This is a genomic window from Bradyrhizobium sp. F1.13.3 (assembly GCF_040548265.1).
Lineage (GTDB): Bacteria > Pseudomonadota > Alphaproteobacteria > Rhizobiales > Xanthobacteraceae > Bradyrhizobium.
The window spans coordinates 28,079-51,349 of record NZ_JBEPRI010000012.1; the positions used below are offsets into that span (position 1 = coordinate 28,079).

Annotated in this window: 24 protein-coding genes; 16 read left to right on the forward strand and 8 right to left on the reverse strand. The window is 65.6% G+C overall.

Features of this window, described 5'->3' with window-relative positions; all coding sequences use genetic code 11:
• Position 1 precedes the first annotated feature (1 nt).
• From ABIB66_RS28285 to ABIB66_RS28310, 6 genes are all read left to right on the forward strand, one after another.
• On the forward strand, positions 2 to 991 hold the full coding sequence (locus tag ABIB66_RS28285) for an L-threonylcarbamoyladenylate synthase (RefSeq protein ID WP_354209061.1): 990 nt from the start codon (positions 2 to 4) through the stop codon (positions 989 to 991).
• An 80-nt stretch (positions 992 to 1,071) separates the two neighbouring features.
• Positions 1,072 to 2,499 (forward strand): FAD-binding oxidoreductase, encoded by a 1,428-nt coding sequence (locus ABIB66_RS28290; RefSeq protein WP_275171660.1) that lies wholly within the window; start codon positions 1,072 to 1,074, stop codon positions 2,497 to 2,499.
• Entirely contained in the window at positions 2,496 to 2,939 is a 444-nt protein-coding gene (locus ABIB66_RS28295; RefSeq protein WP_275171658.1) for a GNAT family acetyltransferase, read from the forward strand. Before ABIB66_RS28290 ends, ABIB66_RS28295 begins: the two co-directional genes overlap by 4 nt.
• A gap of 9 nt (positions 2,940 to 2,948) precedes the next feature.
• Entirely contained in the window at positions 2,949 to 3,530 is a 582-nt protein-coding gene (locus tag ABIB66_RS28300; RefSeq protein WP_027568647.1) for an NUDIX hydrolase, read from the forward strand.
• A gap of 71 nt (positions 3,531 to 3,601) precedes the next feature.
• On the forward strand, positions 3,602 to 4,531 hold the full coding sequence (locus ABIB66_RS28305) for a glycine reductase (RefSeq protein WP_354256315.1): 930 nt from the start codon (positions 3,602 to 3,604) through the stop codon (positions 4,529 to 4,531).
• Between the two features lie 37 nt (positions 4,532 to 4,568).
• Positions 4,569 to 5,762, forward strand: a complete 1,194-nt coding sequence (locus ABIB66_RS28310) for a CaiB/BaiF CoA transferase family protein (RefSeq protein ID WP_354209065.1) — start codon at positions 4,569 to 4,571, stop codon at positions 5,760 to 5,762.
• A 12-nt stretch (positions 5,763 to 5,774) separates the two neighbouring features.
• Here the strand turns inward: ABIB66_RS28310 and ABIB66_RS28315 are convergent, their stop codons facing one another.
• The gene (locus ABIB66_RS28315) at positions 5,775 to 6,539 is read right to left on the reverse strand and encodes an SOS response-associated peptidase (protein WP_275171652.1); all 765 of its coding nucleotides are present in this window, start codon (positions 6,537 to 6,539) and stop codon (positions 5,775 to 5,777) included.
• 63 nt (positions 6,540 to 6,602) lie between these two features.
• On the opposite strand from ABIB66_RS28315, the gene ABIB66_RS28320 reads away from it, so the two are divergent.
• From ABIB66_RS28320 to ABIB66_RS28335, 4 genes are all read left to right on the forward strand, one after another.
• Positions 6,603 to 7,103, forward strand: coding sequence for a hypothetical protein (locus tag ABIB66_RS28320; RefSeq protein WP_275171650.1), 501 nt, complete (start codon positions 6,603 to 6,605; stop codon positions 7,101 to 7,103).
• An 18-nt stretch (positions 7,104 to 7,121) separates the two neighbouring features.
• Positions 7,122 to 7,556: an NUDIX hydrolase gene (locus tag ABIB66_RS28325; protein ID WP_275171648.1), complete on the forward strand. Its 435-nt coding sequence runs from the start codon at positions 7,122 to 7,124 to the stop codon at positions 7,554 to 7,556.
• Between the two features lie 49 nt (positions 7,557 to 7,605).
• Positions 7,606 to 7,983 (forward strand): TIGR02301 family protein, encoded by a 378-nt coding sequence (locus tag ABIB66_RS28330; protein WP_275171646.1) that lies wholly within the window; start codon positions 7,606 to 7,608, stop codon positions 7,981 to 7,983.
• Positions 7,984 to 8,174: 191 nt separating this feature from the next.
• Positions 8,175 to 8,441 (forward strand): hypothetical protein, encoded by a 267-nt coding sequence (locus tag ABIB66_RS28335; protein ID WP_007594892.1) that lies wholly within the window; start codon positions 8,175 to 8,177, stop codon positions 8,439 to 8,441.
• A gap of 90 nt (positions 8,442 to 8,531) precedes the next feature.
• On the opposite strand, the gene ABIB66_RS28340 is transcribed toward ABIB66_RS28335, so the two are convergent.
• From ABIB66_RS28340 to ABIB66_RS28360, 5 genes are all read right to left on the reverse strand, one after another.
• Positions 8,532 to 8,849, reverse strand: coding sequence for a cupredoxin domain-containing protein (locus ABIB66_RS28340; protein ID WP_354209066.1), 318 nt, complete (start codon positions 8,847 to 8,849; stop codon positions 8,532 to 8,534).
• Between the two features lie 10 nt (positions 8,850 to 8,859).
• Positions 8,860 to 9,393 (reverse strand): DUF4142 domain-containing protein, encoded by a 534-nt coding sequence (locus ABIB66_RS28345; protein WP_354209068.1) that lies wholly within the window; start codon positions 9,391 to 9,393, stop codon positions 8,860 to 8,862.
• Positions 9,394 to 9,484: 91 nt separating this feature from the next.
• Positions 9,485 to 10,189: an RNA polymerase sigma factor gene (locus ABIB66_RS28350; RefSeq protein ID WP_354209069.1), complete on the reverse strand. Its 705-nt coding sequence runs from the start codon at positions 10,187 to 10,189 to the stop codon at positions 9,485 to 9,487.
• A 104-nt stretch (positions 10,190 to 10,293) separates the two neighbouring features.
• Positions 10,294 to 11,163 (reverse strand): sulfurtransferase, encoded by an 870-nt coding sequence (locus ABIB66_RS28355; protein WP_354209070.1) that lies wholly within the window; start codon positions 11,161 to 11,163, stop codon positions 10,294 to 10,296.
• A gap of 192 nt (positions 11,164 to 11,355) precedes the next feature.
• Complete coding sequence (locus tag ABIB66_RS28360) at positions 11,356 to 12,690, reverse strand: dihydroorotase (RefSeq protein ID WP_354209071.1); 1,335 nt, start codon at positions 12,688 to 12,690, stop codon at positions 11,356 to 11,358.
• A gap of 101 nt (positions 12,691 to 12,791) precedes the next feature.
• On the opposite strand from ABIB66_RS28360, the gene ygfZ reads away from it, so the two are divergent.
• From ygfZ to ABIB66_RS28390, 6 genes are all read left to right on the forward strand, one after another.
• The gene (gene ygfZ, locus ABIB66_RS28365; protein ID WP_354209072.1) at positions 12,792 to 13,673 is read left to right on the forward strand and encodes a CAF17-like 4Fe-4S cluster assembly/insertion protein YgfZ; all 882 of its coding nucleotides are present in this window, start codon (positions 12,792 to 12,794) and stop codon (positions 13,671 to 13,673) included.
• A complete protein-coding gene (locus ABIB66_RS28370) occupies positions 13,670 to 14,296 on the forward strand; it encodes a DNA-3-methyladenine glycosylase I (protein ID WP_354209073.1) in 627 nt (208 codons plus the stop codon). Before ygfZ ends, ABIB66_RS28370 begins: the two co-directional genes overlap by 4 nt.
• Positions 14,293 to 14,907 carry a YfbR-like 5'-deoxynucleotidase gene (locus ABIB66_RS28375; protein ID WP_275171630.1) on the forward strand — a complete coding sequence of 205 codons (615 nt, stop codon included), beginning with the start codon at positions 14,293 to 14,295 and terminating at the stop codon, positions 14,905 to 14,907. Before ABIB66_RS28370 ends, ABIB66_RS28375 begins: the two co-directional genes overlap by 4 nt.
• 150 nt (positions 14,908 to 15,057) lie before the next feature.
• Entirely contained in the window at positions 15,058 to 15,564 is a 507-nt protein-coding gene (locus ABIB66_RS28380; protein ID WP_275171628.1) for a tyrosine phosphatase family protein, read from the forward strand.
• Between the two features lie 19 nt (positions 15,565 to 15,583).
• A complete protein-coding gene (locus ABIB66_RS28385) occupies positions 15,584 to 16,552 on the forward strand; it encodes an NUDIX hydrolase (protein ID WP_354209074.1) in 969 nt (322 codons plus the stop codon).
• A gap of 49 nt (positions 16,553 to 16,601) precedes the next feature.
• Entirely contained in the window at positions 16,602 to 19,310 is a 2,709-nt protein-coding gene (locus tag ABIB66_RS28390) for a DUF2339 domain-containing protein (RefSeq protein WP_354209075.1), read from the forward strand.
• A gap of 3 nt (positions 19,311 to 19,313) precedes the next feature.
• Here ABIB66_RS28390 and ABIB66_RS28395 read toward each other — a convergent pair whose 3' ends face one another.
• Entirely contained in the window at positions 19,314 to 21,002 is a 1,689-nt protein-coding gene (locus ABIB66_RS28395) for a methyl-accepting chemotaxis protein (protein WP_275171622.1), read from the reverse strand.
• A 281-nt stretch (positions 21,003 to 21,283) separates the two neighbouring features.
• Positions 21,284 to 23,254 (reverse strand): methyl-accepting chemotaxis protein, encoded by a 1,971-nt coding sequence (locus ABIB66_RS28400; RefSeq protein WP_354209076.1) that lies wholly within the window; start codon positions 23,252 to 23,254, stop codon positions 21,284 to 21,286.
• Positions 23,255 to 23,271: the final 17 nt, after the last annotated feature.

The window sequence follows — 23,271 nt, forward strand, 5'->3', positions numbered from 1 at the left end:
TGTGAAAACGGGTCTTGAAACGCTGATTTTACCGGCCGGCGAGGCCGGCGCGGAAGCTGCCGCCCGGACATTGGCCGCCGGCGGGCTGGTCGCGTTCCCGACCGAGACGGTCTACGGGCTCGGGGCGGACGCTGGAAATGCCGGCGCGATCGCCCATCTTTACGCCGCCAAGGGGCGGCCGGCCTTCAATCCGCTGATCGCGCATGTCGCCGACCTCGCGGCGGCGCGGAGGATCGGGCGATTCGACGCCTGCGCCTTGCGCCTTGCGGAGGCGTTCTGGCCGGGGCCGCTGACGCTGGTGGTGCCGAAGTCGGAAAACTGCCCCGTGGCCGAGCTTGCCACCGCGGGCCTCGATACGGTCGCGATCCGCATTCCGGCCCATCCGGTGGCGCAGGCGATCCTGCGCGCCTTTGGCGGGGCTGTGGTGGCGCCGTCGGCCAACCTCTCCGGCCACGTCTCGCCGACGCTGGCTGCCCATGTCGAGGGCGACCTTGCGGGGCGGATCGACCTGATCGTCGACGGCGGGCCGGTTACGGTCGGCGTCGAATCGACCATCGTCGGCTGCTTCGCGGCGCCGATGCTGCTGCGGCCCGGCGGGCTGTCACGCGAGCGGATCGAGGTCGTGCTCGGCACGCCGCTGGCGCGACTGCCGGCGGAGGCCGACAGCGACGACAGCCAGCCGCTGGCGCCGGGCATGCTGGCCTCGCATTACGCGCCACGCGCCAATGTGCGGCTCAATGCGCAGGATGTCGCGCCGGGCGAAGCGCTGCTGGCGTTCGGCCCCGCGCGCCTGCCTGGCCTGGAGGCTGCCACCGCCGTCATGAATTTGTCCCCCACCGGCGATCTCGATGAAGCCGCCGCCAATCTGTTCGGCTATCTTCGCGCCCTCGATGTGAGGAGCCCGCGGGCGATTGCGGTGATGGCGATCCCCGAACAGGATCTGGGCGAAGCGATCAATGATCGGCTGCGCCGGGCGGCCGTGGCGCGATAGCGCATGATCCGGAAAAGTGTGTAGCGGTTTTCCGGCAAGATCATGCGCAAAGAGTAAGAAGCTTGAGAAGAGACAAGACAATGAACATTAATCATCCCGCCACCCCTCCGCTTGCCCCCGATTTGATCGAACAATTCCGCAAGATCGTCGGCGAGAGGCACGCCATCACGGATGCGGCCGACATCGAGGCCTATGTCACCGAGGAGCGCAATCTGTTCCACGGCCGCTCGCCACTGGTGCTGCGCCCGGGCTCGACCGCCGAAGTGGCCGCAATCTGCAAGCTCGCCTCCGCGCACAGAATCGCGCTGGTGCCGCAGGGCGGCAACACCGGGCTCGTCGGCGGCCAGACGCCGCACAATGGCGAGGTGGTGGTGTCGCTGCGGCGGCTCGACAAGATCCGTGAGATCGACACTGCGTCGAACACCATGACCTGCGAGGCCGGCGTGGTCCTGCAGATCGCGCAGCAGAAGGCCGCGGACGTCGACCGGCTATTTCCGCTCTCGCTCGGCGCGGAAGGGAGCTGCACCATCGGCGGCAATCTCTCGACCAATGCCGGCGGCACGGCCGCGCTCGCCTATGGCGTCGCGCGCGAGATGGCGCTGGGGCTCGAGGTGGTGCTGGCGGACGGGCGCGTGCTCAACGTGCTCTCCAAGCTGAAGAAGGACAACACCGGCTACAATCTGCATAACCTCTTTATCGGCGCCGAAGGCACGCTCGGCATCATCACCGCGGCGACGCTAAAATTGTTTCCGAAGCCGCGGTCGATCGAGACCGCCTTCGTCGGGCTGAAGTCGCCGGACGCCGCGCTGAAACTGCTGGCAATCGCGCAAAGCGAGGCCGCCAATGCGCTGACGAGCTTCGAGCTGCTCTCGGAGATGGCGGTCGATTTCTCGATCCGCCACGGCATCGACGTGCGCGATCCGCTCGCGCAGAAGCATGCCTGGTACGTGCTGATGGAATTGTCTTCGCCGGGTGACGATGCCCGCACGCCGCTGGAAGCGATCCTCGGCCGCGCCATGGAGGACGAGATCGTCGACGACGCGGTGATCGCGGCCAACCTCACCCAGCGAGCCGGCTTCTGGAAGCTGCGCGACGAGATGTCGTCGGCGCAGAAGCCGGAGGGCGGCTCGATCAAGCACGACATTTCCGTGCCGGTGGCCACGGTGCCCGCCTTCATTGCCGAGGCCAATGAAGCCGTGGTCAAACTGATCCCCGGCGCGCGGCCGGTGCCGTTCGGCCATCTCGGCGACGGCAATCTGCACTACAATGTCAGCCAGCCCATCGGCGCCAACACCGCGGATTATTTGGCGCGGTGGCACGAGATGAACGCGGTCGTGTTCGCGATCGTGCTGCGCATGGGCGGTTCGATCTCGGCGGAGCACGGCATCGGCGTGCTCAAGCGCGACGAGCTGCCCGACGTGAAGGACAAGACCGCAATCGAGCTGATGCGACAGCTCAAGGCGATGCTCGATCCGCTCGGAATCATGAACCCGGGAAAAGTGCTGTGAGTGCGCTCAGGATCGATGCGATCACCGACCCCGATGTCGAGCCCGTGGTCGCGCTGTGGCAGCGCTGCGGCCTGACCCGGCCCTGGAACGATCCGCATGCCGACATCGCGCTGGCGCGGCGGCGCGACAATTCCACCATCCTGCTCGGCCGCGACGGCGGCGCCATCGTCGCCACCGTGATGGTCGGCCATGACGGCCATCGCGGCTGGGTCTATTACGTCGCCGTCGACCCGGATAGACAGAAGCGTGGCTACGGACGCGTCATCATGGCAGCGGCCGAGGACTGGCTGCGCGCGGCTGGAATTCTGAAGCTCCAGCTCCTGGTCCGGCGCGGGAATGAGCAGGCCAATGCGTTCTACCAGTCGCTGGGTTTCGAGGAATCGACCTCGGTGATGTTCCAGAAGTGGCTCGACGGCCGCACCACAACGCCAAGCAATTGAGATCGAGCCATGACCATTTCCGACCGCGTCCGCATCAAGGACGTCCGCGTGCTCTCGGACGGCTGGACCACGCTGAAGAACACCACGTTTGAGTACCGGCGCGCCAATGGCGAATGGCAGACGCAGCACCGCGAGACCTATGAGCGCGACAACGCAGCCGCCGTGCTGCCATATAATCTGGCACGCCGTACCGTGATCCTGGTGAAGCAATTCCGCCTGCCGGCGTTCATTCGCGGCTACGACGATCTCCTGATCGAAGCCGCCGCCGGCGTGCTGGACGACGCCTCGCCCGAAATGCGCATCCGCGCCGAGGCCGAGGAGGAGACGGGTTATCGCCTGCACCACGTCCACAAGGTGTTCGAGGCGTTCATGAGTCCCGGCGCCATCACCGAGAAGCTGCATTTCTTTGTCGCCGAGTACGAGCCGGAGATGCGGGTCAGCGACGGCGGCGGTCTCGAACACGAAGGCGAGGACATCGAGGTGCTGGAGCTCGGCATCGACGAGGCGCTGGCGATGATCGCGGACGGCCGCATCATCGACGCCAAGGCCATCATGCTGCTGCAGCATGTGGCGCTGCATGTGTTTCGGTGAGCTCGCTTACTCTTGAGCTCACCCCCGACTATCTCTAGTCTGTCGCCAACAAGAACCAGGAGACGCGCCCCATGACCGCTTCGCGCGACGACGAATTCGGCTTTGCGCCCGACTATGACGCCCCCGTTCCCTATATGCAGCGCACGCGGGACTATTACGCCGCGATTGGCTACACCACGGCGTATCGCTGGGCTCATTACACCGAGGCGCCGTTCCAGCCGCTGAAGAAGCCGCTGGCGCAATCACGCGTCACCATCATCACGACGGCCGCGCCGTACGATCCGGACAAGGGCGACCAGGGACCGGGCGCGGCGTATAATGGCGGCGCGAAATTCTACCAGGTCTATGACGGCGACACGGCGAAGCAGCACGACCTTCGCATCTCGCATATCGGCTACGACCGCAAGCACACCACGGCCACCGACCACGGCACCTGGTTTCCGCTGCCGCAGCTTCTGAAGGCGAGCGCCGCCGGGCGCATCGGCGAGGTGGCCCCGCGGTTCTTCGGCGCGCCGACCAACCGCAGCCATCGCGTCACCCTCGACACCGACGCGCCGGAAATCCTGGCGCGGGCCGTTGCCGACAAGGTCGACGTCGCCGTGCTGGTGCCGAACTGCCCGGTCTGTCACCAGACTACGGCGCTGGTGGCACGGCATCTCGAAGCCAACGGCATTCCGACCGTGATCATGGGCTGCGCCAAGGACATCATCGAGCACGCCGCCGCGCCGCGCTTCCTGTTCTCGGATTTCCCGCTCGGCAATTCCGCCGGCAGGCCGCACGACGTCGCCTCGCAGGCGCAGACGCTCGAGCTGGCGCTCACGCTGCTGGAGACCGCAAGCGGGCCGCAGACCACGATGCAGTCGCCGCTGCGCTGGAGCGAGGACGCTTCCTGGAAGCTCGACTACAACAACGTCGCGCAGCTCTCGCCTGAAGAGCTGGCGCGCCGCCGTGCCGAATTCGACAAGCAGAAGGAGATCGCGCGCGGCAATCGCGCCGCCTGACGTCCTCCGACAACCAAAAACAAAAAGGGAGAGCGACGTGACGCGACCGTTCGAGGGCGTGAAGATCCTGGACTTCACGCAAGTGCTGGCCGGCCCCTATGCGAGCTACCAGCTCGCGCTCCTGGGCGCCGACGTCATCAAGGTCGAGCGGCGCGAGGGCGAGGACATGCGCCGCACGCCGCTGTCACGCGAATGGGCCGAGCGCGGGCTCGCGCCGGCATTCCAGGCCATCAACGGCAACAAGCGCAGCCTGACGCTCGATCTGCAAAAGCCCGATGCGATCGCGATCGTGAAGAAGCTCGCGAGCCAGGTCGACGTGGTCATGGAGAATTTTCGCCCCGGCGTGATGGACAAGCTCGGCATCGGCTATGAGGCGCTGTCCGCGATCAATCCGAAGCTGATCTATTGCGCGGTATCAGGCTTCGGCCAGACCGGGCCGGATCGGCTGCGCCCCGGCTATGACGGCAAGATGCAGGCGCTGTCCGGCATCATGGCGATCACGGGTCATCCCGAAACGGGCCCGACGCGTGCGGGCTTTGCGGTGTGCGACGTGCTGTCGGGCGCGACCGCTGCGTTCGGCGTGTCGAGCGCGCTGTACCAGCGCGACCGCACCGGCAAGGGCCAGCTCATTGACGTCTCCATGTTGGAGGCAACGATGGCGTTTCTGTCGGGGCAGATCGCGGACTGGTCGGTCGCCGGCCATCGCCAGCAGCTGTCGGGCAATCAGGCCGTCAGCCGCAGGACCACGGCGAATTTGTTTAGATGCGGCGACGGTCACATCCTGCTTGCCGTCAACAACGAGAAGCAATATCGCGCGCTGATGTCTGCGCTCGGCCGCGAGGACACGCTCAGCGATCCGCGCTTTGCCGACTGGTTCGCGCGCAACGAGAACGAGCCGGCGCTGCGCGCCGTCATCGAAGAGGCGCTCGCGGCAAGGCCGGCGCGCGAATGGGAAACCATTCTGGAAGATGCCGGCGCGCCCTGCGCCAGCATCTGGAAGGTCGAGGAAGTGATCGACCATCCGCAGATCAAGGCGCGCGGCGCGATCCAGGAGCTCGATACGCCCTACGGGCGGCTCCGTTTCGCCGGCAGCGGATTCAAGCTCGCGCATGGCGGCGGCAGGCTGGACCGGATGGCGCCGGAGCTGGGGGCGGATACGGATGCGGTGCTGGGCGAGCTGGGATTTGACGCGGCGGAGATCGCGGAGCTGAGGGCGAGGGAGATTGTGTGAGGCCGAAGCCGCCTAGAACAACGACCCCTGCCCGTCATCGGCCGACCCGGCCGCCGCTTTCCGCACCGCCCGCTTCGGTTTCGCGGCCTCTACCTCCGCCTCGATCTCCTCCGCGCTGATCGGAAGGAGCAACTGGTCGTCGTCATTGGCGACGCGGTTGACGCGGGTGGAGACCGGGTGCCAGGCGAATTCGCCGATGCGCGGCGCTGTCATCAGCGGTAACACGGCATCGACGTCGTCGCTGCGGCTGTCGAGCCAGCGCTCGAAATCGCGCGGGCTGATGGTGACGGGCACGCGGTCATGCAGCGTGGCGAGATCCTCGCCCGCGGCCGCCGTGACGATCGCGACCGTGTCGAGCTCCTCGCCGTTCGGCCCGGCCCAGGTCTCGAACAATGCGGCGAAGCCGAGCGGCGCGCCGTCGGCGCGATGGATGTAGAAGGGCTGCTTGCGGCCATCCTCCGTCTTCCATTCGTAATAGCCGTCGGCGGGAATCAGGCCGCGGCGCCGGCGAATCGCGCGTTTGAAGGCGGGCTTCTCCAGCACAGTCTCGGAACGCGCATTGATCAGGAGCGTAAATCCCTTGGGATCCTTCACCCAGCCCGGCAGCAGGCCCCAGCGCATCAGGCGAAAATGGCGCGCGCCGTTCTCGACCAGCACGACCGGAATCGGTTGTGTCGGGGCCACGTTGAACCGGGGCGGGAAGTTCGGCTGCTCGATGTAGCCGAACAGTTGCCGCAAAGCCGCGGGGGCCGAAGTTATGACGAAGCGTCCACACATCCTTGAGGGCCTATATAGGGTCCGTTCAGGTCCTTTTAACCCCGAACGTTAACACTGCGGCAGATGAGCTCAACGGTCTCCCAGCCGGCGCGAATGCATGGACAGACGGCGCCCGAGGCAGCGGCCTGGGCCGAGCGGCTGCGCGTGGCCAACATCAACCCGCGGACCGGGCTTGCCACCGACTATCTCAACCATTTCAATGAAGCCGTGATGCTGCTGGAAATGGTCCCGGACATGCCGGAATGCGCGGAAGATTTTCTGACCTGGTCGCCACTGTCCTATGCCGAGCATTTCACCGCCTCGAATTTCAAGGCGCGGGATCTGGCGATCGAAGCCTATGAAAAGGCCGACCCGAATGTGCGCGCCCAGTTCGACCACCTCGCCGACACCATGACCTCGATCCTGACGGCGGTCGGCTCGGCCATGCGCGAGGTCGAGAAGGACACGACCCGCGTTCGCCTCGCCGAGCAGGCCGCCCACTGGGTCAAGCCGCTGATCGCGGCTTGCGGCGGCATCATCAATGGCGGCGCGGAAGCCGACATCGACACCATCATGGCGAACTGAGCCCGAACAGGTGACGTCATGGCCGCGATCGTTCAGCCCACCCGTCCCCAGATCGCGGTCAGTGCCGCGATTTTTCGTGACGGCAAAGTGCTTCTGACCCGTCGCGCGCGCTCGCCGGCAAAGGGGTTTTATTCGCTGCCGGGCGGCCGGGTCGAATTCGGCGAATCGCTGCACCAAGCGCTGGGCCGCGAGATCGAGGAGGAGACCGGGCTCAATATCGACATCATCGGCCTCGCGGGCTGGCGCGAAGTGCTCCCCGCCGCGGCCGGCGCCGGCCACTACCTGATCATGTCCTTTGCTGCCCGCTGGGTGGCCCGGGAGCCGGTTCTCAACGACGAGCTCGACGACTACCGCTGGATCGCCCCGGAGGCCCTGGCGAGCCTTGGCGACCTCAAGCTGACCGGCGGGCTGGAAGAGGTCATCCAGTCCGCCCACCGGCTGATCGGCCCCTGACGGCCCGGCGCCTTGCGTCCACCGCCTTGAGGAGGCATACACCCGGCCGATGTCGACGCGATTTCTGGCCATTTTTGTCCTGATTCTCGCCTGCGCCTCGGTGCCCACGAGGGCTCAGGACGGGGCAGCGCCGTTTGACGGCGATTTGCAGCGGCTGGCCGAGATCCTCGGTGGGCTGCACTATCTGCGCGGCATCTGCGGGTCCAACGAGGGCAACAAATGGCGCAGCGAGATGCAGGCGCTGATCGATGCCGAGACACCCGCGGGCGAACGCCGCACCCGCATGATCGCCGGCTTCAACCGCGGCTATAACGGTTTTCAGCAGACCTACCGGAGCTGCACGCCGGCCGCGACGGTGGCGATCCGCCGCTACATCGAGGAAGGCTCGAAGATCTCTCGCGATCTCACGGCGCGTTACGCGAACTGAACTCTCCATTCGTCATTCCGGTGCGCGACGAAGTCGCGAGCCCGGAATGACAGCGGCGGGAACCCTGTCATCGACTTTGTACACAGCCGTTAACCGTTCCTAAAGATGTGGCCTAGCGGGCGTTAACGCGCGTGCTACACCTCTCGCACAGCGCATCGCCGTGGATCGCGCCCCAGCCCTGATCGAGTTTCATGAGCCATCCAGTGTCCTACGCCCCCGCACGCGCGCCGCTGCCCGATCACGAGCAGAAGCAGGCCGCACTGAGCTATCTCAACGAGGCCTGGGCCGAAGCGCGCCATGATGGCGTCGACGGCGACTGCCTGGCGCAGGCGAGCCTGTTCGCGGCCCTTGCCGAGCTCGTCGGCACCTATGGCGAGGACGCGGTGGCGAAGTTCGTCGAAGGCTTTCCCGGCCGCATTCGCAACGGCGAATTCTCGGTCGACATTTCCAGACAGTAAGTCTTTCTCCAGGCAGTAAGCCTTGCCGAAAATGCCCCCGCCACGCGGGCGGGGCCAGTTTCCGCTGCGTTGGAATACGCTCCCCGGCCGTTACGGCTCGATCTTGAGCGTCGCTTTCATGTTGGGATGATAGCGGCAGTAATAATCGACCGTGCCTGCCTTCTTGAGAACCAACGTCCCTGATTTTTTCGCAGGCAGGTTGACGTCGAAATCGCCGCTCCCAGCAGTCGCGGTGTGGGCGAACACGTCCTTGTTGATCCATTCAATGGTGTCGCCGACCTTGGCCGAAGCGTCTTTCGGCGACACTTCGAGGTTCTCCATCGTGATCTCTATGGTCGCAGCGTGCGCCGGGACGACCGACGCCACGAGCAGGACCGCTGACGCGATCGCAGACAAACGTCCCGGCATCATCGCCTCCCTATTTCAGCTCCGCCGCGACGTGCTCGGCGTGCTGCTGATGGCCCTGAAAGATTTTCAGGCCGGTCTGCAGCAGGCTCTTCAGTTCGGCATTGCTGGCGGACGGAATGAGCTGGGTTTCCAGCGCGCCATTGACGGTTTTGTGGTAGGCGACCTCGTTCGCGACATAGGCCTTGTCGAAGGCTGCACCGCTCAGCTTGTCCAGTTCGGCGAGCTTCTCGCTCGCCTGCTTTGACAGCGCCTTGCTGGTGTCGTTGTCTTCAGGCGTGACGTTCAGCTTCTTGACCAGCGCGAGCGCCTGCTTGTTGACGGCCTCGTGGTCGCGCAGCATGTCGTCGGCAAACGCCTTCACGTCCTTGTTCTTGGCTTTCTTCTGCGCCTGCTTGGCTGCGTTGATGTCGATCACGCCCGCGGTATAGGCGATGTGGGCGATCTGCGGATCGGTCAGCTTGTCGGCTGCTCTGGCGCCTTGCAGCAGCGCGGGGCTCGACAACAAAATTGCAGCGGCGATCGCCGTGGTCCAACGAACGAACATGGTTTGACACTCCTGTGGTGCCGGACGTTTTGCCGGCGCGTTGCTTCACAGGCGTTGGATGGGATTCTCGCGCGAACGTTCCCGAAAAACTTCAGCCGCCGATGCCGAGCCGCTTCAGCACTGACACGGTCAGCCGCTCGCAGCGCCACCCGGCGAACGGGAACGCATCCATCACTAGGGGACCGATCTCCTTCTCGACGTTCTCGCGCAGCATGGTCCGCGCACGGTGCAGCCGCGTCTTCACGGTCTCGGGCTTGACGCCGAGCAGCTCCGCGGTCTCCTCGATGTTCATGCCTTCCATGACGCGTGCGACGAAGACCATGCGGAAGACATCCGGCAATTCATCGATGGCGCGCTCGACGACGCGCTGGATTTCACGTTGGGCCATGGTCCTTTCCGGATCGCCTGCGGAGGAAGCGGGAAATTTGATGATCTGCGCCTCGAGCGTCGCTTCGGGCACCGAGCCGAGCTCGACATGCGGCCTGGCGCCTCGCGCCCGGCCAAGCGCCTCGTTGATGGCGATGCGCGACAGCCAGGTCGACAGTCCGGACTCGCCGCGGAAGCCGTCGAGATGGGTGAAGGCACGGACATAAGTTTCCTGAACCACATCCTCGGCTTCGCTGTCGCTGCGCAGGATTCCGCGTGCCAGACGATAGAGCCTGCGGTTATTGGCCTGCATGATCTCGCGCAGCGCGGCCTCGTCACGGCCCCGCGCCCGCTCGACCAGTTCGGCTTCCAATGTCCGGATTTCTGATGTTTTGGCGCCGGCGGACAGGCCGGCTGCGGTCCGTGGCATGGCGGTCACCTGCTTATTTGGCTTCGTTCCGGACATTGGATGCCGCCCCAAGGGAAAGGTTCCCAAGTTTCTGCCCTCCCCTGGGGGAGGGACCAGGGAATATCCTAATCCGTCTCGATCGGCAGCGCCGGATCCCTCGCCCACTCCCCCATCGAAGCATCGTACAGCGTCAGCTTGTCGTAACCGAGCTGCGTCAGCAGCAGCAGATCGATCGTCGCCGAGATGCCGCCACCGCAATAGCAGATTACATTCTTGTCGCGCGTGACGCCTGCCGCGGCGAATTCAGCTTCGGCGTCGGCGAGCGAGGTCAGGGTCTTGTCGGCATTGACAAGCGTTGCCGCTGATACGTTGACGCTGCCGGGAACACGGCCGGGCCGCCCGTAGCGGCTCGGCTCGAGGCCGCGATGAAACTGTGGGCCGAGCGCGTTGACGATAACAGTCGCGGGATCGCCGAGCCGCGCCTTCACTGCATTCTTGTCGACGAAGAAGCCCGCGCGCGGTGTGGCCTTGAAGGTCGTGGCCGAATAGCCCTTCGGCGCGCCTGTTACGATCGGGCGCCCCTCGTCCTTCCATTTGTCGAGGCCGCCGTCTAGCACACGCGCATCGACGCCGAGCGAGCGCAGCATCCACCAGAACCGCGTCGACCACATCATGGTGCCGATGCTGTAGAGTACGACCGACTTGGATGCATCGAGGCCATGGCGGCCGAAGGCGGCCTCCAGCTGGGCCACATCAGGCATCATGAAGAATTGCTGCGCAGAGGCGTCGGAGAACTCGCCTTGCAGGTCGAGAAAATCGGCCCCCGGAATATGGCCCGCCTCGAACGTCTTGTCGCCGGGCACCGCGCGATAGGGCACATCGCTGCCTGGTGGCACCGGCTCGTTGTAGGTCGTGCAGTCGTAGAGGCGCAGGTTGGGATCGCCGAGCTGGGCTGCGAGTTGCTCGGTGGTGATGAGGGATGTCGGTTGGGACATTGTGCGCTCCCATGTCTTCCCAATGTCGTCCCGGCGAAGGCCGGGACCCATAACCCCGGGAAGAAATTATGTGGAGGCTAGTCGTTCGGTACTGCGACTCTCGCAACCGAGACACCTCGCGGTATGGGTCCCGGCCTTCGCCGGGACGACATCGAGTGTGCTGCGCGCGCGTGCTGCCTCACCGCAAATTAGTTACGCCTTCAACGTCTCCAGAAACCGGACCGGCTCGCCCTGCGCGGCGGTCACGAGCTCGCCCTGCCACATCACACGGCGACCGCGGATAAAGGTGCCGACGGGCCAGCCGGTGACGCGCAACCCGTCATAGGGGGTCCAGCCGGCCTTGGACGCGACCCATTTGTTGGTGATGGTCTCGCTGCGCTTGAGATCGACGACGGTGAAGTCGGCGTCGTAGCCGGCGGCGATGCGGCCCTTGCAGGCCATGTTGTAGAGGCGCGCGGGGCCGGCGCTGGTGAGATCGACGAAACGCGCCAGCGACAGGCGGCCGGCATTGACGTGGTCGAGCATGAGCGGCACCAGCGTCTGCACGCCGGTCATGCCGGAGGGCGAGGCCGGATAGGTCTTCTGTTTCTCTTCGAGCGTATGCGGGGCGTGGTCCGACCCGAGCACGTCGATGATGCCCTGCTCGATGCCGCGCCAGATTCCGGCGCGGTGATCGGCGCCGCGCACCGGCGGATTCATCTGCGCCAACGTGCCGAGCCGCTCGTAGCATTCGGGCGCGACCAGCGTGAGATGATGCGGCGTCGCCTCGCAGGACGCGACATCCTTGTGGTCGCGCAAAAATTCGATCTCTTCCTTGGTCGAGATATGCAGCACATGGATGCGCTTGCCCGTCTCGTGCGCGAGCTTCACCAGCCGCTGCGTCGCCATCAGCGCCGCGGTTTCGTCGCGCCACACCGGATGCGAGCGCGTGTCGCCCTCGATGCGCAGCGGCTTGCGCTCATTGAGGCGGTACTCGTCTTCGGCGTGAAACGCGGCGCGGCGGCGGATCACCTGAAAGATGCGACGCAGGCTTTCGTCGTCCTCCACCAGCAGCGCGCCGGTCGAGGAGCCGATAAACACCTTGACGCCGGCGCAAGCGGGCGCACGCTCCAGCACCGGCAGGTCCTGCACGTTCTCGCGGGTGCCGCCGATGAAGAAGGCGAAGTCGCAATGCATGCGGTGATGGGCGCGCTTCACCTTGTCGGTGAAGGTGGCCTCCGTCACGGTCAATGGCGAGGTGTTCGGCATCTCGAACACGGCGGTGACGCCGCCCATCACGGCGCTGCGCGAGCCGGTCTCGAGGTCTTCCTTCTGCTCCAGCCCGGGCTCGCGGAAATGCACCTGCGTATCCATCACGCCGGGCAGGATGTGCAGGCCCTTGCAGTCGATCACCTCCGCGGCGGACGCCTGCGACAGCGCGCCGATCTCGGCAATGCGGCCGTTGACGACGCCGATATCGCGGGCTCCCTCGCCGTCCTGGTTGACGACAGTGCCGCCCTTGAGGATCACGTCGAAACGCTGGGTCATGGCTGAAGGCCCCTCTCGTCCCCAAGCGCAGGGCTTGAGGTCTTGTCGTTTTTGCCTTGCGGGCTTACGTTCCGGAGCAACATGTCGCAAGAGATTTTCGTATGAAATCAGCGTTTCTTCCGGACCGGGGCGTGATCAAGGTCGCGGGCGAGGATGCGCGCAACTTCCTCAATGGCCTCGTCACGACCGATGTCGACAAGCTGAAGCCGGGCCTGGGTCGATTCGGCGCGCTGCTGACGCCGCAGGGCAAGATCATCGTGGATTTCCTGATCACGGAAGCGCCTGCCGGCCATGGCGGCGGGTTCCTGATCGATTGCCCGAAGCCGCTTGCCGACGGCCTCGCCACCAAGCTGAAATTCTACAAGCTGCGCGCCAAGGTCACGGTGGAAAACCTGTCCGACGATCTCGGCGTGCTCGCGGCCTGGGACGGCAAGCCCGCGGCCCAGCCCGACCTCGCCTTCGCCGATCCGCGCAATGAGGGCCTCGGCTACCGCATCCTGATTCCCGAAGATCTCAAACAGAAGCTGTCCGATCTGATCGGCGCCGAGCTGGTCGACGCCACCGCATACGAGGCCCACCGCATTGCGCTCGGCGTGCCGCGCGGCGGGCTCGATTTCACGTACAGCGATGCGTTCCCGCACGAGACCAACATGGACCGCCTTTCCGGCGTCGATTTCGACAAGGGCTGCTATGTCGGTCAGGAGGTCGTCTCGCGCATGCAGCATCGCGGCACCGCGCGCACCCGCAGCGTCAAGGTGCTGCTCGAGGACTCTTCGCCGGAGCCCGGCGTCAGCGTCATGGCCGGCGACAAGCCCGTCGGCACGATGGGCTCGTCGGCGAAAGGAAAGGGTATCGCGCTGGTGCGCATCGACCGCGTCGCTGATGCGCTCGATGCAGGACAGGCGCTGACTGCCGGTGGCCTCGCTGTGAGGCTTGCGGAACCAGACGTCGTGCGCATTCCAACGAAGCAACCCATCGCATGAGCCGTGCTCCCCGCCTGCATCCCGACGGAAAGACCCGCTGCCCCTGGCCCGGCGAAGATCCGCTTTACGTCGCCTATCACGACACCGAGTGGGGCGTGCCGGAATATGACGACCGCGCGCTCTATGAGAAGCTGATCCTCGACGGTTTCCAGGCCGGCCTGTCCTGGATCACGATCCTGCGCAAGCGCGATAATTTCCGCAAAGCCTTCGACGATTTCCAGCCGGAAAAGATCGCACGCTACAGCGAGAAGAAAGTTCACGCGCTGATGAACGATGCCGGCATCGTGCGCAACAAGGCCAAGATCGACGGCGCGATAGCGAGCGCGAAATCCTATCTCGACATCATGGAGAAGGGCCCCGGCTTCTCGAAATTCTTGTGGGACTTCATGGACGGAAGGCCCAAGGTCAACAATTTCAAGACCACCGCGAGCGTGCCGGCCTCGACGCCGCTCTCCATGCAGATCTCCAAGGAGCTGTCCTCGCGCGGCTTCAAGTTCGTCGGCCCGACCATCGTCTATGCCTTCATGCAGGCGACCGGCATGGTCAACGATCATCTCGTCGACTGCCATTGTCACGCGAGCTGCGGCAAGACGCAGCGCAAGCCGCGCCTCAAGTCCAAATGACGGCCAGGAAGTCGTCACGCGATGTGGCGTCTCGTGCCTGGCAGCGCATGCTGTCGGGCCGGCGGCTCGATTTGCTCGATCCCTCCCCGCTCGATATCGAGATCGCCGACGTCGCGCATGGGCTGGCGCGTGTGGCCCGCTGGAACGGCCAGACCATCGGCGCGCATATCTTCTCGGTCGCGCAGCACACGCTGCTGGTCGAAACCGTGATGCGGCACGAGAACCCGCGCGTGGATCTGCGCGTGCGGCTCGCCGCGCTGCTGCACGATGCGCCCGAATATGTGATCGGCGATATGATATCGCCGTTCAAGGCGGTTCTGGACGGCCATTACAAGGCGGTCGAGAAACGCCTGCTCGGAGCCATCCACATCCGCTTTGGCCTGCCGCCGGTGCTGCCGGAGGAGATCACGTTGGCGATCAAGGCCGCCGATCGCGGCGCGGCCTATCTGGAGGCGACGACGCTCGCCGGTTTTAGCGAGAGCGAGGCCAAGCGCCTGTTCGGCAAGGATCCCGGCCTCTCCGACAGCGTCCGGCGCGACTATCTCACTCCCTGGACGGCTGCCCGGGCCGAGAAGCAGTTTCTGGAGCGGTTTGGCGCAGTGTTTGCCTGATCGTTGTCGTGGGTTAAAGTCCTGCGGGGCGGGTAGGGGCGCCCTTGCGCCGTGCCCACCCTTTTTTCGCAAATGAGACGAAAGTGGTGGGTACGCTTCGCTTTGCCCACCCCGCCAACGCTCGCTATAATCTGCGGAAAAAGGTCCGCCATGATCCACGTCTGTTCCCTCGCCGCCCTTCCCGAAACCGTCCGCCTCACCAAGGCCAGCCATGTGCTGACCGTGATGGCCAATGTCGAGCAGGTCGCGCGGCCGGTGTCGGTGCTGCCGGCCAACCATCTCAAGGTGTCGATGGACGACATCACCGAGGAGATGGACGGTTTCGTCGCGCCATCGGAAACGCATATCGAGCAGGTGCTGAGCTTCGTACGCAGCTGGGACCGCGACGCGCCGCTGGTGGTGCATTGCTATGCCGGCATCAGCCGCTCCACCGCGAGCGCCTTCGCCGCCGTATGCGCACTCAATCCGGATCGCGACGAGACCGAGATCGCAAAGAAGATCCGGGCGGCTTCCCCGATCGCCTCGCCGAACCGCCGCATCGTCGGCCTTGCCGACCGTGCGCTGGGGCGCAACGGCCGCATGCTGCGCGCGCTCGACGAGATGGGTCCGGGCGCGATGATGGTCGAGGGCCGCCCCTTCGTGATCGAGCTCGAATGACACCGGCGATCGCCATCGCATGAGCGAAAAGCTGCTGACGCCGATCGAGATCGGCCTGACTGCCGCGATCGTCGCGATCGAGAATCATGAGCCGCTGATCCTCACCGCGCGCGACAGTGACGGACTGGCCGGCCTGCCGTTCGGCCCGTTCGATGCGCCGAGCCATCGCACTTTCGAGATCGGCCTGCGGGCCTGGGTCGAGGAACAGACGGGCCTGCGGCTCGGCTATGTCGAACAGCTCTACACGTTCGGCGATCGCGGCCGGCATGCCGAGGCCGGCGACACCGGCGCGCACATGGTGTCGATCGGCTATCTCGCACTGACGCGCGCCATCGGCGGCGAACTCGCAGACACGAGTGCGAGCTTCGCGCCGTGGTATGGCTTTCTACCCTGGGAGGACCGGCGCGAGGGGCCGCCGGCGATCATCGCGCGCGACATCATTCCCGCATTGACCGAGTGGGCCGAAGAGGAGACGCCGGAGACGACGCGCGCATTGCCGCGCAAGGATCGCGTGCGGTTCTATTTCGGTCTCGACGGCGCATCATGGGACGAGGAGCGCGTGCTCGACCGCTACGAGCTCCTGTACGAGGCCGGGCTGGTCGAGGAAGCACGGCGCGACGGCCGCCCTGCGGCATTAGCGCGCAAGGCGCTGTCCGCGCTCGGCACATCCATGCGCTTCGACCACCGCCGGATTCTTGCGACAGCGATCGCGCGACTGCGTGCAAAACTGAAGTATCGTCCTGTGGTCTTTGAACTTTTGCCCGCCGAGTTCACACTTACCGAATTGCAGTATACGGTGGAGGCGATCTCCGGCCGACACCTGCACAAACAAAATTTCCGCCGCCTGGTCGAAATGGAAGCCCTGGTCGAACCGACCGGGGTGATGTCGACACAGACGGGCGGACGTCCGGCGGCGCTTTACCGCTTCCGTCGCGACGTGCTCCAGGAGCGGCCCGCGCCGGGCTTGCGCGTACGCTCCCGGCGCTAACCCGAGATATGCGTGATCGGCCCCTGCCCGCCGATTGCCTGGAGGCTTTATGTCTGACGGCCCGTTTGACGTCTTCGCGCTGATCATTGCGATCATCGCTTTCATCATCGCGATCAAGGCCTCCAGCCAGACGGCTGAGCTGCGACGACGGCTGAGCTCGCTCGAAGAGACGTTCCACGCGCAACGGCCCGTGCAGCCGCCGCGTATCCCGGCAGATGTGTGGGCTGAAGCGTCCGCGACGACTTCCACAGCGCCGCCGCCGCTTGTGCCCCAAGCCGAGGCGGAAGCCGAGGCGCCGCCCCTGCTCGCCACGGAGGACGTTTCACCGCCCCCGCTCGAAGCGAGCACCGAGGCCGACGCGACGCCGCCGCTGCCCGCACCCGCGCCCGGCTTCGAGGAACGGCTCGGCACGCGCTGGGTGGTGTGGATCGGCGGCCTTGCGCTCGCGCTCGGCGGCTTCTTCATGGTGCGCTATTCGATCGAGGCCGGCCTCGTCGGCCCCGGCGTGCGCGTGTTCCTTGGCGGCGTGTTCGCGCTTGCGCTGCTTGGCGCCGGCGAATGGTCGCGGCGCAAGGAGAGCATCTCCAGCATCGCCGCGCTGCCGATCGCCAACATTCCCGCGATCCTCACCGCGGCCGGTACGGCGGTGGCATTTGCGACCATCTACGCGGCTTACGCGCTCTATGGCTTCCTCGTCCCCGCGACCGCCTTCGTGCTGCTCGGCCTCGTCGCGCTCGGCACGCTGGCCGCGGCGCTTCTGCACGGGCCCGCACTTGCGGGCCTCGGCGTGGTCGGCGCGTTCGTGACGCCGATCCTCGTCTCCAGCGGCAAACCGGACTATTGGGCGCTCTACATCTATCTCGCCATCGTCACCGCCGCGAGTTTTGGTCTCGCGCGTATCCGGCTGTGGCGCTGGCTTGCGGTCACTACCATCGCCTTTGCCGTGCTCTGGATCTTTCCAGGTCTCGACACCAGCGACTTGCAGGTCGCGCCGCACGCTTTCCATGTGATTGCAGGCTTCATTCTTGCCGCTCTTCTCGTCGTCTGCGGCTTCATGTTCGGCCCGACGATCGAGGACGGTGAGATCGAGCCGGTCTCGTCGGGATCGCTCGGTGCCTATCTGTTCGGCGCGATGCTGATCGTGCTGTCGAGCGCGCATGCGGACCTGGCGCTGATCGCCTTCACGCTGCTCGTCGGCGCGACGCTGCTGGTCGCCTGGCGGGCGCCGGCGGCCACCGGCGCGCTCGGCGCGGCCGCCGCGACCGTCTTCGTCGTGTTCGCCGAATGGGCGGTGCGCGCCAATCCCGACATGCTGGTGCTGCCGGGCGGCCCCATGGCCGGCATCGCACCGACGGCGATCGATAGCGCCGTGACGCTGCATCTGGTGATGGCGGCGATCTTCGCCGCCGGCTTCGGCATCGCGGGCTTCCTCGCGCAGGGACGTTCGAACTCGGCGATCATTCCGGTGGTGTGGTCGGTCGCGGGTGTCGCGACGCCGATCGCGATCCTGGTCGCGCTCTACGCACGCATCGCGCATCTCGACCGCTCGATCCCGTTCGCCATTCTCGCGGTGCTGCTCGCCGCCGCCTTTGGCGCTGCCACCGAAGCGCTTGCGCGCCGCGAGACCCGGCCGGGCGCCATGATCTCCACGGCCTTGTTCGCGACCGGCACGCTCGGTGCGCTGGCACTGGCGCTGACGTTTGCGCTGGAGAAGGGCTGGCTCACGATCGCACTGGCACTGATGTCGCTCGGCACCGCCTGGATCTCGATGCAGCGGCCGATCCCGTTCCTGCGCTGGCTGGCCGCGATCTTCGCAGGCCTGGTCACCGCACGTATCGGCTATGATCCACGCATCGTCGGCGACGCCGTCGGAACCACGCCCATCTTCAACTGGCTGTTGTGGGGCTACGGCCTGCCGGCGGCATCGTTCTGGGCGGCGAGCCTGTTCCTGCGCCGCCGCGCCGACGACGCCCCTCTGCGCATGGTCGAGAGCGCCGCGATCCTGTTCACCGCGCTGCTCGCCTTCATGGAGATCCGCCATTTTGCGACCGGCGGCAACATGACGTCAGCACCATCGCTGCTCGAATTCGCCCTCCAAGTCTGCATCACGCTCGCCATGGCGATCGGACTAGAGCGCCTGCGGCTGCGCAGCCGCAGCGTCGTGCACAATGTCGGCGCGGTCGTGCTCACGGCCATCGGCGGGCTCATCAGCGTGTTCGGCCTCTTGATCCTGGAGAACCCGCTGCTGTGGCGCACCGATGTCGGCGGCGCCGTGTTCAACCTGCTGCTGCTCGGCTACGCGCTGCCGGCGGTACTGATGCTGTTGCTGTCCTATGCCGTGGCCGGCGGACGCGGCAAGGCTTACGCCAACACGATTGCGGGCGGCGCGCTGCTGTTCGCGCTTGCCTATGTCACGCTGGAGATCCGCCGCTTCTATCATGGCCCAATCCTCTCCACCGGGGCGACGACGGGCGCCGAGCAATATACCTATTCGATCGGCTGGCTCGGCTTCGGCGTGGTGCTGCTCGGCGTCGGCATTCTCGTCAATTCCGAGCGGGCGCGACTGGCGTCGGCCGTCGTGATCGCGCTGACGATCCTGAAGGCTTTCGTCATCGACATGTCGACGCTGACGGGCGTCTACCGCGCGCTGTCCTTCATGTGCCTCGGCATCGTGCTGGTCGCGATCGGCTGGCTCTACCAGCGCATCCTGTTCCGGCGGCAGGTCGCACCGCCGCCGGCTCCGCAAACGAGCACTTGAGGGTCAGGCCGCGCGAACCGATTCCAGGAATTGCGCGACTTCGACCTTGAGACGGGTGCTGTCGGTCGCCAGCGATTTCGCCGCCGACAGCACCTCGGTCGATGCCTCGCCGGTCTCGATCGCACCGCGCTGCACGTCGGTGATGTTCGACGAGACCTCCTGCGTGCCGACCGAGGCCTGCTGCACGTTGCGCGAGATTTCCTGCGTCGCCGCGCCCTGCTCCTCGACGGCGGCGGCGATGGCCGCAGCCACCTCGGACAGCCGCTCGATGGTGCCGCCGATCTCCTGGATGGCACTGACCGATTCCTGCGTCGCCGCCTGGATGCCCGAGACCTGCGCCCCGATCTCGCCGGTGGCTTTTGCAGTCTGCTCGGCCAGCGCCTTGACCTCGGAGGCGACGACCGCGAAGCCGCGGCCCGCCTCGCCGGCACGCGCGGCCTCGATGGTCGCGTTCAGCGCCAGCAGATTGGTCTGGCCTGCGATGGTGTTGATGAGCTCGACGACGTCGCCGATGCGGGACGCCGCCTGCGACAGCGCGTTGACGCGGTCGTTGGTCCGCGTCGCCTGCTCGACGGCCTCCGCCGCCATTCGCGCTGAATCCTGCACGCGGCGGCTGATCTCGGTGATGGAGGACGACAGCTCCTCCGAAGCCGATGCCACCGCCTGGACGTTTGTCGAGGCTTCCTCGGAGGCGGCTGCGACGACGGTCGCGAGTTCCTGTCCGCGCTGCGCGGTGTTGGTCAGCGTCGAGGCGGAGGCCTCGAGCTCGGTCGAGGCCGAAGACACGGTGCCGACGACCTCGCCGATCATGGCTTCGAACTTGCGGGTGATGGCGTCGACGCGGCGGCCGCGCTCGATCTTGGCTTCGGCGTCGCGCGCAGCGGCCTCGTCGGCGGCCTTCTTGGCGATCAGCGCCTCCTTGAAGATCTGCAGCGCATCCGCCATCGAGCCGATCTCGGTGCGCTCGCCGCGATGCGGCACCTCGGCCGAGAGGTCACCTTCGCCGAGCGACTGCATCGGGCGGATGATCGAGGCAATGCCACGAGAAACGTCGCGCACGAGATAATAGGCGGCTCCGATCGCGATCACGACCGAGAACACGATGATGCCGACCAGCACGCGGAAGATCATGGCGTAGCTGTCGGCGGCCTGCTTGGTCTCCAGCTCGGCACCGCGATTGTTCATCTCGATGCCCTTCTGAAGCAGCGGGTCGGCGGCCTGCGCCATCTTCGCGACCTTGGTCTGCAACAGCTCGTTGGCGTCGGTCGGGAAGCGGCCGACATTCTTGCGCGACAGCGCCATCACGTCCTGCACGCCGTTCAGATACTCGGCCCACGCCGTGCTCCATTGCCCATAGAGCGAGCGCTCCTCGGCGGTGGTGATCAGCGGCTCATAGACCTTGCGCGTCTGGTCGATCCGCGCCCGCAGCGAGGCGAGGCGCTTCTCGGCGGCGTCCTTGCCCTCGGCGGTGTCCTGCATCAGATGCAGGCGCAGCGCGACGCGCAGCTCGTTGATGTCGGCGCGAAGCGAGCCGAGCGCGCGCACGCTGGGCAGCCAGCTCTCCGCGATCTCGATAGTATGGGAATTGATGTTCTGCATGGTGCCGATCGCCGTCACGCCGACACCGGCGAGCGAAAGGACGAGGACCGACAGCACGGCCAGAAGCTTGAAGACGATGGACAATTTCGACATCACGACAAATCCCGATGTTACCTAGCAACGCGCAAATTGTCTGCGCCGCAAATCACCACGACGGTGGCGAGACGGAGGTCAGTTCAACAATGCTGGCTGGTTCTTATCCCGTGAGATTGCACCCATAGTTGCAAGCAGGCGTTAACAGGGAGCTACGTAAAATTACGGGACAAGCCTGATAGTCGCTATTTCTCCTGCAACCATCCGTTGCACCTGCGCAGCGCCCTCATGCCGCGACGCGAGCGCGCCCGCTTGCGCCGCAACATGCGAGGCGGCCGCCGCTACGCCGCCCGCACCGATTCCAGGAAACGCGCGACTTCGCTCTTGAGCCGGTTGCTCTCCTGCGACAGCGATTGCGCAGCCGAATGCACCTGCGCCGAGGCAGCCCCGGTTTCGCCTGCCCCGCGCTGGACGTCGCCGATATTCGCCGAGACTTCGGAAGTGCCATTCGCGGCGTGCTGGATGTTGCGGGAGATCTCCTGCGTAGCGGCGCCCTGCTCCTCGACCGCGGCGGCGATGGTCGACGAGATCTCCGACATCCGCGCGATGGTATCGCCGATCTCCTTTATCGCACCGGCTGAGTCTTGCGTTGCGTTTTGGATCGCACCTATGTGCTGGCTGATCTCGCCGGTGGCCTTCGCAGTCTGCTCGGCGAGCGCCTTCACTTCGGTCGCGACCACCGCAAAACCCTTGCCGGCTTCGCCCGCCCGCGCCGCCTCGATCGTTGCATTCAACGCCAGCAGATTGGTCTGGCTGGCGATGGTGTTGATCAGCTCGACCACGTCGCCAATGCGGGAGGCGGCCTTGGTCAGCTCGGCGACGCGCGCATTGGTGCGCTGGGCCTGCTCGACGGCGACATCGGCGACACGCGCCGATTCTTGCACCTGACGGCTGATCTCGGAGATCGAGGAGGTCATTTCCTCGCTCGCTGAAGACACCGACTGCACGTTTGCGGAGGCCTCTTCGGAGGCGGCCGCCACGACGGTAGCAAGCCCGTTGCCGCGCTCGGCGGCCTGCGTCAGCGTGTTCGAGGACGCCTCCAGCTCGGTTGCAGCCGACGAGACAGTATCGATGATCTCGCCAACCGCGCCTTCGAAATTATCGGCAAGCCGGCGCATGTCGGCCTTGCGCTGCTGGCGCCCGCGCGCCTCGGCTTCGATCTGCTCGGTGCGCAGCCGCTCCGCCTCCGCCATGTTGGTCCTGAACACCTCGACGGCACCAGCCATCTCGCCGATCTCGTCCTTGCGCCCGATGCCGGGAACGGAAATCGAAAGCTCGCCGCGCGCAAGCCGCGTCATCGCACCGACCATGCCGGCAAGCGCCTTCGAGATCGAACGCCCCAGAAGGAAGCCGACCGCGGCGAGCACGACGACGGTAATGGCGAAGGCGACCATCATCCACATGCGCACGGCATCGCGGGTCGCAGCCTCTGCAGCTTCGGCCTTCTTGTAGAGTCCTTCGACTGTATTGCGCACCTCGACCATACCCGGCTCGAGCTCGCGGAAGATCTTCATCATGCTGGCGTCAAGGGCTGCGCTCTGCTGTGCAGTGTCGGCCCACGCCGTGAACTCGGACTGGTATTTCTGCAGCTTGGCCGTGATGTCGTTCATCACAGCCGTAGGAACTGCGACGACCTCTATCGCCTTGGAGAATTCGACCGCCGCCTTCTTCATCTCGGCGATGTATTTTTGGTCGCGCCGCAGCATGAAGTCCTTCTCATGCCGGCGCATCATCAGCATCCAGCTCGTGGTCCTGGGATCGTCGATCTCCTTGAGCTTGGCTTCGATGTCGTGCACCGCGGCGCGGAGCGAGCCGGACAGGCCCAGCGTCTCGTTCAGGCCGAGCCGGGTCTCCGCGGCAACCAATTTTCCGAAGTCCGACGCGTATCGCTTGAAGCCGTCCTGGGCCTGCTTCATCCGTTCGGAGAGCGCGCTCATGCCGCCGGCCGCCATCAGACGCTCGACCTCCTCGAAATCGCGGTTGATCGGCCCGATCAACTCCGCGTGCGCCTTGGCGTAGCTCTCGTTGCGGCGCTGCTGAAAGTTCTTCTCGTTGCGGCGCGCCTCCAGCATCTCGATCGAGAGCTGCTTGTCGAGATCGGCAATCGCACGAGCCCGGTTGGCGACGGCGCGGGAGGCGTCCTGGGAGAGGCTGCCAATCTGATAGATCGCGCCGAAGGCGACGAGACCCAACAATCCGAACAGTCCGATCGCCATGACCTTATGGGTGAGGCGAATGGAAGGGCCACTCATGGGATGTGCTCCAATAC

What these genes read in the sequence shown, in the direction of transcription:
- ABIB66_RS28290 (WP_275171660.1), top strand. Translation starts at nt 1,072, where the DNA reads ATGAACATTAATCATCCCGCCACCCCTCCGCTTGCCCCCGATTTGATC.
- ABIB66_RS28300 (WP_027568647.1), top strand. Translation starts at nt 2,949, where the DNA reads ATGACCATTTCCGACCGCGTCCGCATCAAGGACGTCCGCGTGCTCTCG.
- ABIB66_RS28305 (WP_354256315.1), top strand. Translation starts at nt 3,602, where the DNA reads ATGACCGCTTCGCGCGACGACGAATTCGGCTTTGCGCCCGACTATGAC.
- ABIB66_RS28315 (WP_275171652.1), bottom strand. Translation starts at nt 6,539, where the DNA reads ATGTGTGGACGCTTCGTCATAACTTCGGCCCCCGCGGCTTTGCGGCAA.
- ABIB66_RS28320 (WP_275171650.1), top strand. Translation starts at nt 6,603, where the DNA reads ATGAGCTCAACGGTCTCCCAGCCGGCGCGAATGCATGGACAGACGGCG.
- ABIB66_RS28325 (WP_275171648.1), top strand. Translation starts at nt 7,122, where the DNA reads ATGGCCGCGATCGTTCAGCCCACCCGTCCCCAGATCGCGGTCAGTGCC.
- ABIB66_RS28330 (WP_275171646.1), top strand. Translation starts at nt 7,606, where the DNA reads ATGTCGACGCGATTTCTGGCCATTTTTGTCCTGATTCTCGCCTGCGCC.
- ABIB66_RS28335 (WP_007594892.1), top strand. Translation starts at nt 8,175, where the DNA reads ATGAGCCATCCAGTGTCCTACGCCCCCGCACGCGCGCCGCTGCCCGAT.
- ABIB66_RS28340 (WP_354209066.1), bottom strand. Translation starts at nt 8,849, where the DNA reads ATGCCGGGACGTTTGTCTGCGATCGCGTCAGCGGTCCTGCTCGTGGCG.
- ABIB66_RS28345 (WP_354209068.1), bottom strand. Translation starts at nt 9,393, where the DNA reads ATGTTCGTTCGTTGGACCACGGCGATCGCCGCTGCAATTTTGTTGTCG.
- ABIB66_RS28350 (WP_354209069.1), bottom strand. Translation starts at nt 10,189, where the DNA reads ATGCCACGGACCGCAGCCGGCCTGTCCGCCGGCGCCAAAACATCAGAA.
- ABIB66_RS28355 (WP_354209070.1), bottom strand. Translation starts at nt 11,163, where the DNA reads ATGTCCCAACCGACATCCCTCATCACCACCGAGCAACTCGCAGCCCAG.
- ABIB66_RS28360 (WP_354209071.1), bottom strand. Translation starts at nt 12,690, where the DNA reads ATGACCCAGCGTTTCGACGTGATCCTCAAGGGCGGCACTGTCGTCAAC.
- ygfZ (WP_354209072.1), top strand. Translation starts at nt 12,792, where the DNA reads ATGAAATCAGCGTTTCTTCCGGACCGGGGCGTGATCAAGGTCGCGGGC.
- ABIB66_RS28370 (WP_354209073.1), top strand. Translation starts at nt 13,670, where the DNA reads ATGAGCCGTGCTCCCCGCCTGCATCCCGACGGAAAGACCCGCTGCCCC.
- ABIB66_RS28375 (WP_275171630.1), top strand. Translation starts at nt 14,293, where the DNA reads ATGACGGCCAGGAAGTCGTCACGCGATGTGGCGTCTCGTGCCTGGCAG.
- ABIB66_RS28380 (WP_275171628.1), top strand. Translation starts at nt 15,058, where the DNA reads ATGATCCACGTCTGTTCCCTCGCCGCCCTTCCCGAAACCGTCCGCCTC.
- ABIB66_RS28385 (WP_354209074.1), top strand. Translation starts at nt 15,584, where the DNA reads ATGAGCGAAAAGCTGCTGACGCCGATCGAGATCGGCCTGACTGCCGCG.
- ABIB66_RS28390 (WP_354209075.1), top strand. Translation starts at nt 16,602, where the DNA reads ATGTCTGACGGCCCGTTTGACGTCTTCGCGCTGATCATTGCGATCATC.
- ABIB66_RS28395 (WP_275171622.1), bottom strand. Translation starts at nt 21,002, where the DNA reads ATGTCGAAATTGTCCATCGTCTTCAAGCTTCTGGCCGTGCTGTCGGTC.
- ABIB66_RS28400 (WP_354209076.1), bottom strand. Translation starts at nt 23,254, where the DNA reads ATGAGTGGCCCTTCCATTCGCCTCACCCATAAGGTCATGGCGATCGGA.